This window comes from Streptomyces griseus (genome assembly GCF_001715295.1).
Lineage (GTDB): Bacteria > Actinomycetota > Actinomycetes > Streptomycetales > Streptomycetaceae > Streptomyces > Streptomyces griseus_G.
In genome coordinates, this window is record NZ_MDKB01000005.1 from 641257 (window position 1) to 652853 (window position 11597).

Below are 11597 nucleotides of genomic sequence, written 5' to 3' on the forward strand. Positions count from 1 at the left end.
TTCGGAGTGATGTCATGAGGAACGGCAGGAAGCGGCATCGCACCGCGTTCGCCGTGTGCCTCGGTCTTGCGCTGACCATGGTCACGCTCACCGGGTGTATACCGCGGGCCGGGGACGGGGGCCGGGTCGGGCTGGTCTACATGGACGCCCAGGGCTACTACGCCGGTGTCCGAAAGGGCATGCAGGACTCGGTCGGCCGCCTCGGGGACGGGGTGCAGTTGCTCGAGCTGAACGCCCAGGGCGACGCCTCCAAGGAGAGCACCTTCGTCGACACCGTGAGCGCCGCGGGCGTGGAGGCTCTGGTGCTCTCGCCCGTCTCCACCACGGCCTCCATCCCGGCCGTCCGTCTGGCGCACGAGAGCGGCGTCAAGGTCGTCTGTTACAACACCTGCCTGACCGAGGAGGCGACGCGGGAGTACGTGAGCGCCTGGGTACTGGGCGATCCGGTGAAGTTCGGGGAGCTGGCCGGGGCGGAGGCGGCGAAGTACTTCAAGTCGGAGGGCATCGAAGACCCCCGGATCGCCGTGCTCAACTGCGAGACGGTCGAGGTGTGCATCCAGCGCCGGGTGGGCTTCGAGAAGGCGCTGTTCGCCGAACTCCCCAAGGCGAGGACGGTCAGCAACCAGCAGGGCACCACGATCGACCAGGCCGTCGAGGTGGCCGATCGCATCCTGAGCGCGCAGCCTCGGGTCGACGCCTTCTACGGCGAGTCGGGCGGCGCGACGATGGGCGCGGTGCGCGCCGTGCGCCAGCGCGGCTTCGTCGGCCGGACGGTGGTCTTCGGCAGCGACATGACGGCCGACCTGGCACGCGAGCTGGCCGACCACCGGGTCCTCAAGGCCGATGTGGACATCTCCGGCATCGAGGTCGGTGAGCTGGCCACCCGCACCACCGCCCGGGTCATCGCCGGCGAGAAGCTGGACGATCCCGTCGTGCCCGCCCCGGTGAGGCTCTACTCGACGCCCGAACAGGCCCGCGACTGGCTGCGCGCCCACCCCGACGGCCTGCCGTGACGGCCGCCCGGTCCGCGGCCGGCGCCGTCAGGGCCCTTCCCGACCCCTTTCCCGTCCCTCCGGTTCCCCTGGAGCGAGTATGACGACCTCCCCACCGCCGCCCGACCGGTCCGGCCCCGTGCCGGCCGCGGAGGCAAGCGGCCTGAACAAGCAGTACCCGGGTGTCCGCGCGCTGGTCGACGTCGACTTCCGGATCGAGCCGGGCGAAGTCCGCGCCCTCCTCGGACGCAATGGAGCGGGCAAGTCCACGCTGATCCGGATGCTGTCCGGTGTCGAGGTCCCCGACAGCGGCGAGGTCCGCATCGGCGGCGAGACCCTCGGTGACGGCGGCGTGCGACGGGCTGCCGAGCTGGGTGCGGCCACGGTCCACCAGGAACTGAGCCTGGTACCCGAGATGACGGTCGCCGAGAACCTCTTCCTCGGCGAGTGGCCCCGCCGCGGCGCATCCGGGGTGGACTTCCCGCGGATGCGCCGGGAGGCCGCCGAGGTGCTGGCCGAACTCGACGTACGGGTCGATCCGGAGGACACGGTCGGCTCCCTGCCGCTGGCCGAGCAGCAGCTCGTCGAGATCGCCCGCGCGGTACGCCGTCGGCCTCGGCTGCTGATCCTCGACGAGCCGACGAGCGCGCTGGCCGCCGGTGAGGCGCGTACCGTCCTGGAGGCGGTCGGCCGTATCTCCGCCACCGGCGTCGCGGTGATCTACGTGAGCCACCGGCTGGACGAGATCCGGCAGGTGGCGCGCAGCGTGACCGTCGTCCGTGACGGCAACGTGGTGGACACGGTGGACGTGCGGGAGGCGACGACCGCGCAGATCGTCGCCCTCATGCTCGGTCAGGCGGCCCGCGAGCAGGAACCGTTCGCGCCGCGGGCCGTGGACCGCTCCGGCACCCCGCTGCTGTCCGTGCGGAACCTGACGCTGGCGCCGAAGCTGGAGGACGCCGGCTTCGACCTGTACGCCGGTGAGGTGCTGGGCATCGGCGGGCTGCTGGGCTCGGGGCGCAGCGAACTCCTCCGAGCGGTCGCCGGGTTCGAGCCCGCCGCCGAGCGCACGGTCACCTTCGAGGGGCGGCCGGTTCCCCGCCCCACCGCGGCGGCGATGAAGCGGCTCGGAGTGGGCATGACCCCCGAGGACCGCAAGGGCGAGGGGATCGTCCCGCTGCTGGGCGTCGGCGAGAACATGACGATGTCCTGGTTCGCCGGGATCAGCGGCCGGACCGGACTCTCCCCCCGCCGGGCCGGGGAGGCCGGCGAGGACCTGGTGCGCCGCCTCGCGGTCAAGACTCCGGGCCTGGACACCCCCATCGTCAACCTCAGCGGCGGCAACCAGCAGAAGGCCGTCATCGGCCGCTGGCTGCACGCCCGCAGCCGGGTTCTGCTCCTGGACGAACCCACCCGGGGTGTGGACGTCGAGGCCAAGCAGCAGATCTACCGCCTGATCCGGTCCCTGGCCGACGAAGGTGCCGCCGTGGTCTTCGTCTCCGGCGAGCTGGAGGAGCTGCCGCTCGTCTGCGACCGGGTCCTGACACTGCAGAACGGCCGGTTCACCCGCGAGTTCCTCGCTCCCGACATCACTCTCGACGACATCATGGCCGCCACCATGGCGGTGGAAGTGTGAGGCAGACAACCATGTCCTCGACCCTCGTGGCCGGCAAGACGTCCGGCCCCCCGTCTCCGTCCCCCGGCACCGTCCGCGTCCGCCGGCTGCGCCACCTCAACGAAATGGGGCTGCTGGCCGCGGTGGTGGTGCTGTACATCGCGCTCGGCGTCACCGCCGGCGGATTCCTCAGCACCGACAATCAGCTCGGCATCCTGCGGGACGCCGCGACCGTCGGCATCCCCGCCCTCGGCGTCACCCTGGTGATCATCGCCGGGGAGATCGACATCAGCATCGGCCCGGCCGTGGCGTTCGCCTCGGTGCTCTTCGCCAAGGGCGCCACCGAATGGGACCTGGGGCTGCCCCTCGCACTGCTGCTCACCCTGGTGGCCGGTGCGCTCTGGGGATCGGCGGCCGGCTGGCTGCGCGCCCGGTTCGGGGTGCCGTCCTTCATCGCGACGCTCGGTCTCTGGAGCGCGCTGGGCGGCCTCGCCCTCTACACCACCAACGCGCTGCCCGTGGCCACCCCCGGCGGCGGTTTCATGGACGCGCTCGGCGGCAAGGTCCTCGGTATCCCGACCCCCGCGATCGTCCTGGTGCTGCTGTTCCTGGTGTTCTGGTACGTCGCCCGCCGGACGGCCTACGGGCGGTCGGTCTACGCGGTGGGCGGCAACGCGGCGGCCGCGCAGCTGGCGGGCATCCCCATCAGCCGTGTGCGCGTCGTGCTCTTCGCCACCACGGGACTGCTCTCCGCCCTCACCGGCATCCTGATGGCGGCCCGACTGGGCTCGGGCAACGGCGGCGCGGCCGCGGGCCTGGAGTTCGACGTGATCGCCGCCGTCGTCATCGGCGGCACCGCGCTGGCCGGAGGCCGCGGAAGCCTGGTCGGGACGATGCTGGGCGTGGTGTTCATCTCGGTGATCGCCAACGGGCTGGTCCTGCTGGGGGTCAACTCCTTCCTCCAGGACGTCGTGCGCGGCCTGATCATCGTCGGGGCCGTACTCATCAACGTCGTCATCTCCCGCAAGAGCCTCACGACGCGCACCACGTGACCCGTCCGCCACGACCCGCCCGACCCGCACGAAGGACACCCCATGAGCGAGACCACCACCCCGCTGCCCGCCACCATGCGCGGCGTGTACCTGCCGGGGAACAGCACCGCCGAGACACGGGAGCTACCCGTTCCGGAGCCCGGCCCGGGACAGGTACTCCTGCGCGTGGGCGCGGCCGGTATCTGCGGCAGTGACATCGGCTACATCTACCGCGAGCACAAGACCCACCGCGGGGTGGACGGCCCCGCCTACCGGGGCGTCGTCGCCGGCCACGAGCCGAGTGGCACCGTGGTGGCGACGGGCCCCGGGGTGCGGCGCCACCGGCCGGGCGACCGGGTGGTGGTCTACCACATCGCCGGATGCGGACTCTGCGACAACTGCGCCCGCGGCTACCAGATCAGCTGCGCCGCCCCCTCCCGCGCGGCCTACGGCTGGCAGCGCGACGGCGGAGCGGCCGACTACCTGCTCGCCGACGAGCACACCCTGGTGCCGCTGCCCGACGAGCTGAGCTTCGTCGACGGGGCGCTCGTCGCCTGTGGCTTCGGTACGGCGTACGAGGGCATCCGGCGGATCGGCGTGAACGGCGACGACGACCTGCTCGTGGTCGGGCTGGGCCCGGTGGGCCTGGCCGCGGCGATGACCGGCCGGGGCCGTGGCGCGCGGCGGGTGATCGGGGTGGAGGTCTCACCGGAGCGCCGCGCGTGGGCCGACGGGCTCGACGTCTTCGACGCGACGGTCACCCCTGAGGAGGCGGCCGACACCGTGGCGGCGCTCACCGGCGGGCGCGGGGCCTCCACCGCGATCGACTGTTCGGGCACCCGCCCCGGCAGGTCCACCGCCATCGCGCACATCGCCGAGTGGGGACGGATCTCCCTGGTGGGCGAGGGCGGGACTCTGGAGACCGAGGTCTCCGACGCCCTCCTGCACAAGCAGGTCACCCTGTACGCCTCCTGGGTCACCTCGGTGCCGGTGATGGCGGAGCTGGCCCGCAATCTCGTGCGTTGGGGCGTCCGGCCCGAGCGGATCGTCAGCGACCGCTTCGGTCTCGCGCGGGCGGACGAGGCGTTCGCGCTCGCCGCGGGCGCGGCCCGGGGCAAGGTCGTGCTGGAACCCGGTCTGGACGGCTGAGTGGTGACCGAGACGAACGACGCGGTGCGGGTGCGCCGCACACCGGCCGCGCACGGAGAGCTGATCACGCTGGACGCCGGCGCCCTGACGGTCACCGCCGCGCCCGGGCTGGGCGGCCGGCTGCTCTCGGTGACGCTGGACGGCGCGGAGTTCCTGTACCGCAACCCGCGCCTCCTGGGCGACGACCTCGCACCGCTGCCGGGCGTGCGGCCCGGCCCGCACGACGGTTCGATGGCCGACTGGCTGAACTGGGGCGGTGACAAGACCTGGCCCGCGCCGCAGGGCTGGGACGGCCCCGGCCGGTGGGCGGGTCCACCGGACCCGGTGCTGGACTCGGGCCCCTACACCGCGCGGGTCGAACAGCGAAACGGGACAGTGGCACTCGTGCTGACCAGTGGTGACGACCCGCGCACCGGCCTGCGGCTGGAGCGCCGGATCGCGCTTCGCCCGCGCAGCACGGCCTTCGGCCTGCATCTGAGGATGACCAATACCAGTGCCACGGAACGCCGTTGGGCCCTGTGGAACGTCACCCAGATCGCAGGGGCTCCGTCGGCGGGTCCGGCGGGCGCCGAGGGCGTCTATCTCGGCCGCGCCGGGTCCGGGCGACCGGCCACCGTACCGCTGGTCGCCGGCACGGGCCGGCCGCGGGTGCGGGAGGCCGCTCCGGGCGTCCTGCACGTACCGCACCAGGACGTCGTCGGGAAGGTGGGCTTTCCCGACTCCGCGGGATGGCTGGCGCACGTCGGGCCGGAACGCACCCTGACGCAGCGCTTCACCGTCCAGGAGGTCCCCTACCCCGACGAGGGGTCGCGTGCCGAGGTGTGGTTGGAGTATCCGCTCGCGGAGGGGCTGCCTCACCTGGGCGGTCTGCGGCCGCTCGACCACGTCGTCGAATGTGAGGCGCTGGGACCGCTGACGACACTCGCGCCGGGGGCGTCGGCCCTGCTGGAGGTGGAGTTCGGGGTCGGCCCCTCCGTCGGACCGGTCGAGGCCGTGACCCCGGCCGGTTACTGGGCGGGACCGCCCCCCGGCGGGGCGGACGGACGGCTGGAGGGCATCTTCGTCCCCTACGCCGCAGGTCGGCTGGAGGCCCGCGGCCCGGCCTGGGCACAGCCGCTCGTGCTGGGCGCGCTGGAGCCGGGCCGGGCGTGCCGTGTGCGGCTGCCGAGCGATCAGAACCGGTCGCCCGTACTGGAGTTGACGGCCGCACTGGCCGACGGCGGCACGGCCCGGGTGGCCCTTGTCACTGCGGAGGAGGACGGAAAACGCCCCACTTTTAATTCATAAATAATATAGGGTGGATGCGTGTGCCGCGCACGGCGCACAGGCGGAGGAGGAACGACACATGGCCGAGTACGTGGGCAGGGGCCTGCACGGGCAGATCGTGGAGACGGTCGGCACGCGCATCGTGCAGGGGCGCCTGCGGGTGGGCGAGACCTTGGACATGTCCTCCCTCATCGACGAGCTCGGCATAAGCCAGACGGTGCTGCGGGAGGCCGTCAAGGTCCTCACCGCCAAGGGCCTGGTCGACGCGCGGCAGAAACGCGGCACGTTCGTCCGCCCCCGCGAGGACTGGAACCTGCTCGACGCCGACGTCATCCGCTGGCAGTTCGCCGCGGACGTTCCGGAGCTGGTCCTGCGGGACCTCGCCGAGGTCCGCCTCGTCGTCGAACCCGCCGCCGCCCGTCTGGCCGCCGAACGGCGCACCGAGGAAGACCTGACCGCGCTGGAGGCCGCCCTCGCCCGCATGGGTGAGACCTCCGGCGATCCGGCCGAGGCCGCCGAGGCCGACCTCGCCTGGCACCGTGCCCTGCTCCGGGCCACCCACAACGAACTGCTCCAGCGCATGGACGTCTTCATCGGACCGGCTCTGGCCGAACGCGACCGCCTCGTCCACTCCGCCGAGGCCGACAACCCCGTCCCCGCCCACGAACCCGTCCTGCGCGCCGTGCGCGACGCGGACCCGTCCGCCGCCGAGCAGGCCATGCGCGCGCTGCTCGCCCGCGCGGACGCCGATCTCGCCCGCACCGCGGACCCCTCCCGTACCCCCACCGAGGCCGGCGCGGACGACGACCGCGCCGGCCGGAACAGCGGGCACGGCACCGAACCGGAGGACCGAGAAGCCCCATGAAGATCACCCGCATCGAGACCTTCCGGGTACCGCCCCGCTGGCTCTTCTGCCGTGTCGAGACGGACGAGGGGATCGTCGGCTGGGGAGAGCCCGTGGTCGAGGGCCGCGCCGACACCGTCCGTACGGCCGTCGGCGAACTGGCCGAGTACCTCGTCGGGCTGGACCCCCGGAACATCGAGGACCACTGGCAGGTGATGACCCGCGGCACCTTCTACCGCGGCGGACCGGTGTTCTCCAGCGCCGTCGCAGGCATCGACCAGGCCCTGTGGGACATCCGGGGCCAGGCGCTCGGCGTCCCCGTGCACGATCTGCTCGGCGGTGCCGTCCGCGACCGCGCCCGCGTCTACTGCTGGGTCGGCGGCGACGAACCGGCCGAGATCGCGGACGCCGTCAGCGCCCAGGTCGAGGCCGGGTTCACCGCCGTCAAGATGAACGCCACCGGGCTCACCGGACGCCTGGGCGACGCGGCCGGGATCGCCGCCGCACACGCCCGCGTGGCCACCGCGCGTGAGGTGCTCGGCCCCGGCCGGGACGTCGCGGTGGACCTGCACGGCCGCCTCGGGCCCGCCGGCGCGCGACGTCTGCTCGCGGCGCTGGAGGAACTGCACCCGCTGTTCGCCGAGGAGCCCGTCACCCCGGAGCACACCCGGCTGCTGGAGCCGCTCGTCCGCTCCACCACCGTGCCCATCGCCACCGGCGAACGCCTCTACTCGCGCTGGGACTTCCTGCCCGCGCTGACCGCCGGGATCGCCGTCGCCCAGCCCGACCCCTCGCACGCCGGGGGCATCTCCGAACTGCGCCGGATCGCCGCCCTCGCCGAGACCTTCGATGCCCAGCTTGCACCGCACTGCCCCCTGGGGCCGATCGCGCTCGCCGCCTCGCTCCAGGTCGTCTTCGCCACACCGAACTTCCTGATCCAGGAACAGAGCATCGGCATCCACTACAACGACGGTGCCGAACTCCTCGACTACGTCGTCGACCCGGAGGTCTTCCGCTTCACCGACGGCCACGTCGCCCGTCCCACGGGGCCGGGGCTGGGCATCACCGTCGACGAGGACGCGGTCCGCCGGGCCGATGCCGCGGCGGGCGCTCCCTGGCGCAGCCCGCTGTGGCGTCATCCCGACGGCTCGTTCGCCGAGTGGTGACGCCGGCCGCGCCGGCTCCCTCCGTGGCCCCGACCCCGCATCCGTACCGCAGCCCCGAGGACTGACCCAGTATGAGCTTCACCGACCGACTCCGCCGTGAACGCGTGATCGCCATCGTCCGCGGCACCGACCCGAAGGCCTCCGAGCAGACCGTGCACACCCTCCGGGAGGAGGGCGTCGCGCTGATCGAGGTGTCGCTGACGACCCCTGACGCGGCCGGGATCATCGCGCGCTGCGCCCGGGAGGCCGGTGACGCCCTCATCGGCGCCGGCACCGTGCTCACCGGCGAGGACGCCCGTGCCGTCCAGCAGGCCGGAGCCGCCTTCGTCGTCACGCCCGCGCTCTCCGAGGGGAGTGTCACCGCGCACGCCCTCGGACTCCCCGTCGTCGCCGGCGCGCTGACCCCGACCGAGATCGTCCGGGCGGTCGGCGAGGGCGCCACCGCCGTCAAGCTCTTCCCCGCCTCCGTCGGCGGTCCGGCCTACCTGCGCTCCCTGCGCGATCCGCTGCCCGAGGTCCCGTTCGTGCCCACCGGGGGCGTGGACGCCGAGGCCGCCCGCGCCTACCTGGAGGCGGGCGCCCTTGCGGTCGGCGTCGGATCACCCATCGTGGGGGACGCCCCGCACGGCGGTGACCTGGACGCGCTGCGGGAGCGGTGCCGCATCTTCCTCGCCGCCCTCCACGGTCACCGGGAGGGGCCGTGAGCACCGGGACCACCCCCGACGTCGTCACTCTGGGGGAGACGATGGCCGTCCTGCGGGCATCCGGCCCGCTCCGGATGGGCGGCGACCTGCGGCTCTCGGTGGCCGGAGCCGAGTCCAACGTGGCCATCGGCCTGACCCGGCTCGGACACCGCGCGCGCTGGATCGGCCGCGTCGGTGACGACGAACTGGGCACTCTGGTCCTGCGCACGCTGCGTGCCGAGTCCGTGGACACCACGGGGGCCCGTACCGACCACGACGCCCCGACCGGGCTGCTGCTGTCCGAACCGCGGATCGCCGACCTCACACGCATCCAGTACTACCGGGCGGGCTCGGCGGGCTCCCGGCTGGGCCCCGAGGACGTGCCGCCCGCCCTGCTCGACGGCGCCCGGATCCTGCACGTCTCCGGCATCACCTGCGCCTTGGGGCCGCGGCCGCTGGCCGCCGTGCGCGCAGCGGTCCAGGCCGCCCGGGCGGCCGGACTCCTGGTCAGCCTGGACGTGAACCACCGCCCCCGGCTCTGGAGCACGTCCGAGGCCGCCGACGTACTGCGCCCGCTGGCCCGCGACGCCGACCTCGTCATCGCCTCGGACGACGAACTCGCCCTGGCCGCCGACCCCTCGGCCCGCACCACCCCCGACCGCGTCCGGTCCCTGCTGTCAGGCGGCCACACCCGGGAGGTGGCCGTCAAGCTCGGCGGCGACGGCGCTGAACTGCACACGGCGGAGGGCCGGGAACACGCGCCCGCCCGCCGCGTCCGCGTCCGCGACACCGTGGGCGCCGGAGACGCCTTCACCGCCGGCCTGCTGTCGGGTCTGCTCGACGGCCTCGGCACGCGTGACCGCCTCGAGCGCGCCAACACCGTGGGCGCTTTCGCCGTCGGCTCCGTGGGCGACTGGCAGGGGCTGCCCGAACGCCGTGAACTCGCCCTGCTGGACCAGGAGGACGGCGCCACGCTGCGCTGACCGTCCCGCCGTGCCCCACCCCACCGTCCCGGACTTCCTGAAGGTGCGGTGGACCGGAAGGAGAGAGACCGTGACCCGCCACCCGCGACGGGCGACCGACCCACCGGCGTTCCGCCCCTGGACCACCCACCGGCGCAACCTCGGCGAGGGCCTGCGTCACACCGGAGACCACCTGGTGACCGTCGACATCCTCGACGGCACCCTCACCGCCCTCGCCCCCGCCACGCCGGGCGACGGGACGGTCCTGCTGCGCCTGGACGTCCCGCTGGGGGCCGTGGGCCCGCTCGCCGGCCTGCCCGGACACTGGCTGGCGGCGGCCGGTACCGGCGCCGTCGTCCTGGCCCCCGACGGCAGCGTCACCCCGCTGGCCCGCCCCGAGGCCGGTGCTCCCGTACCCGGCCGCGTCAACGACGGATGCTGCGACCCGTCGGGACGCTTCTGGTTCGGCACCATGCCCTACGGGCCCGAGCGCGGCCTCGGCCGGCTCCACCGGGTGGACCACGACGGATCACTCACCACCGTGCTCGACGGTCTCACCATTCCCAACGGTCCGGCTTTCACGGCCGACGGGACGGTGATGTACCTCGCCGACAGCGGTGAGGGCCGCATCGACCGCTTCCGGGTGGATCCCGCCGACGGGCGGCTGCTCGACCGGACCACCCATGTGGTGTTCGCCCCGGACACCGGCAGTCCGGACGGCATGACCGTGGACGACGACGGTCACCTGTGGGTAGCGGTCTGGGGTGCCGGCGCGGTCCACCGCTACGCACCCGACGGCACCCTCACCGCGCTCCTGCCGCTCCCCGCCGTCCAGCCCACCAGCCCCGCGCTCGTGGACGGCACCCTGTTCGTGGCCACCGCGGCGATCGGTCTCCCTCCTCCGCCGGGCGCCGTCTCCGACGGGACGCGGCCCGGCAGCGGGTCCCCGCACGACGGGCGAGTGCTGGCCGCCGACGTCGGAGCAACGGCACCACCCGCCTACCCGGCCGTCCTGCACCCCGGAGTCCCCGGGGTCCCGTCCAACGCCGCCGCCGCACGTCCGTGCGGCGGCGCCCCCAGGGAGGCACCGTGAACCCGTACCCGTTCCAGGACCGCACCGCCGTCGTCACCGGCGGTGCGCAGGGCATCGGCGAGGCCGTCGTCGACGTCCTGCTGGCGTCAGGTGCCGCCGTCGCCGTGCTCGACCGCGACGAGAACGCACTCGGACGCGCCGCCGACCGCCGCGCCGCCCAGGCGGACCGGTTGCTGCCGCTGGCCGTCGACATCACCGACGAGGCAGGTGTCGCCGCAGCCACCGCATCCGTCGCCGAACGGTTCGGCCCGGCGACACTCCTGGTCAACAACGCCGGGATCAACGCGTACTTCGATCCCGCGTCGATGACCTCCGACGAATGGGACCGCGTCTTCGCGGTCGACCTCAAAGGCGCCTGGCTCGTCGCCAAACAGCTCATCCCCGCCATGCGCGAGGGTGGGGCGGGCTCGATCGTCAACGTCGCGTCCCTGCATGCCCGCCTCACCTCCGCCGGGTACTTCCCCTACGCGGCGGCCAAGTCCGGTCTGCTGGGACTGACCCGCAGCCTGGCCCTCGAACTCGCGCCGCACGGGGTGAGGGTCAACGCGGTCAGCCCGGGCTGGACCCGAACAGCCCTGGTCCGCGACTACTTCGCCGCCCAGCCCGATCCCGCGGCAGCCGAGGCCGAGGTGGTGAACGTGCACCCGATGGGGCGGATGTGCGAACCGCGGGACGTGGCCGAGGTCGTCGCCTTCCTGCTCGGACCGGGCGCCCGCGGCATCACCGGCGCCGAGATCCCGGTCGACGGGGGCCTCGGGGCGCGCTTCGCGGGGTGAACCCGCTCGACCGGCACGCG

At 73.7% G+C, this 11597-nt stretch carries 11 protein-coding genes; all 11 read left to right on the top strand.

Annotated elements, in window-relative coordinates; all coding sequences use genetic code 11:
- Positions 1–14: 14 nt before the first annotated feature.
- The 11 genes from BA175_RS27570 (at position 15) to BA175_RS27620 (ending at position 11577) form a co-directional block, all read left to right on the top strand.
- A complete protein-coding gene (locus BA175_RS27570) occupies positions 15–1013 on the top strand; it encodes a substrate-binding domain-containing protein (RefSeq protein WP_069174226.1) in 999 nt (332 codons plus the stop codon).
- A 79-nt stretch (positions 1014–1092) separates the two neighbouring features.
- The gene (locus BA175_RS27575) at positions 1093–2628 is read left to right on the top strand and encodes a sugar ABC transporter ATP-binding protein (protein WP_079159830.1); all 1536 of its coding nucleotides are present in this window, start codon (positions 1093–1095) and stop codon (positions 2626–2628) included.
- An 11-nt stretch (positions 2629–2639) separates the two neighbouring features.
- Positions 2640–3659, top strand: coding sequence for an ABC transporter permease (locus BA175_RS27580; protein ID WP_069174227.1), 1020 nt, complete (start codon positions 2640–2642; stop codon positions 3657–3659).
- A gap of 42 nt (positions 3660–3701) precedes the next feature.
- Positions 3702–4787, top strand: coding sequence for a zinc-dependent alcohol dehydrogenase family protein (locus tag BA175_RS27585; RefSeq protein ID WP_069174228.1), 1086 nt, complete (start codon positions 3702–3704; stop codon positions 4785–4787).
- A gap of 3 nt (positions 4788–4790) precedes the next feature.
- The gene (locus BA175_RS27590; RefSeq protein WP_069174306.1) at positions 4791–6074 is read left to right on the top strand and encodes a DUF4380 domain-containing protein; all 1284 of its coding nucleotides are present in this window, start codon (positions 4791–4793) and stop codon (positions 6072–6074) included.
- Positions 6075–6132: 58 nt separating this feature from the next.
- A complete protein-coding gene (locus tag BA175_RS27595) occupies positions 6133–6918 on the top strand; it encodes a FadR/GntR family transcriptional regulator (RefSeq protein ID WP_069174229.1) in 786 nt (261 codons plus the stop codon).
- A complete protein-coding gene (gene dgoD, locus BA175_RS27600) occupies positions 6915–8063 on the top strand; it encodes a galactonate dehydratase (protein WP_069174230.1) in 1149 nt (382 codons plus the stop codon). The genes BA175_RS27595 and dgoD overlap by 4 nt, the downstream gene beginning before the upstream one ends.
- A 71-nt stretch (positions 8064–8134) precedes the next feature.
- Positions 8135–8767, top strand: coding sequence for a bifunctional 4-hydroxy-2-oxoglutarate aldolase/2-dehydro-3-deoxy-phosphogluconate aldolase (locus BA175_RS27605; RefSeq protein ID WP_069174231.1), 633 nt, complete (start codon positions 8135–8137; stop codon positions 8765–8767).
- Positions 8764–9729, top strand: coding sequence for a sugar kinase (locus BA175_RS27610; protein WP_079159831.1), 966 nt, complete (start codon positions 8764–8766; stop codon positions 9727–9729). Before BA175_RS27605 ends, BA175_RS27610 begins: the two co-directional genes overlap by 4 nt.
- Positions 9730–9799: 70 nt before the next feature.
- A complete protein-coding gene (locus tag BA175_RS27615) occupies positions 9800–10801 on the top strand; it encodes an SMP-30/gluconolactonase/LRE family protein (protein WP_079159847.1) in 1002 nt (333 codons plus the stop codon).
- Positions 10798–11577: an SDR family NAD(P)-dependent oxidoreductase gene (locus tag BA175_RS27620; RefSeq protein WP_069174233.1), complete on the top strand. Its 780-nt coding sequence runs from the start codon at positions 10798–10800 to the stop codon at positions 11575–11577. Before BA175_RS27615 ends, BA175_RS27620 begins: the two co-directional genes overlap by 4 nt.
- Positions 11578–11597: the final 20 nt, after the last annotated feature.

What these genes read in the sequence shown, in the direction of transcription:
- BA175_RS27570 (WP_069174226.1), top strand. Translation starts at nt 15, where the DNA reads ATGAGGAACGGCAGGAAGCGGCATCGCACCGCGTTCGCCGTGTGCCTC.
- BA175_RS27575 (WP_079159830.1), top strand. Translation starts at nt 1,093, where the DNA reads ATGACGACCTCCCCACCGCCGCCCGACCGGTCCGGCCCCGTGCCGGCC.
- BA175_RS27580 (WP_069174227.1), top strand. Translation starts at nt 2,640, where the DNA reads ATGTCCTCGACCCTCGTGGCCGGCAAGACGTCCGGCCCCCCGTCTCCG.
- BA175_RS27585 (WP_069174228.1), top strand. Translation starts at nt 3,702, where the DNA reads ATGAGCGAGACCACCACCCCGCTGCCCGCCACCATGCGCGGCGTGTAC.
- BA175_RS27595 (WP_069174229.1), top strand. Translation starts at nt 6,133, where the DNA reads ATGGCCGAGTACGTGGGCAGGGGCCTGCACGGGCAGATCGTGGAGACG.
- dgoD (WP_069174230.1), top strand. Translation starts at nt 6,915, where the DNA reads ATGAAGATCACCCGCATCGAGACCTTCCGGGTACCGCCCCGCTGGCTC.
- BA175_RS27605 (WP_069174231.1), top strand. Translation starts at nt 8,135, where the DNA reads ATGAGCTTCACCGACCGACTCCGCCGTGAACGCGTGATCGCCATCGTC.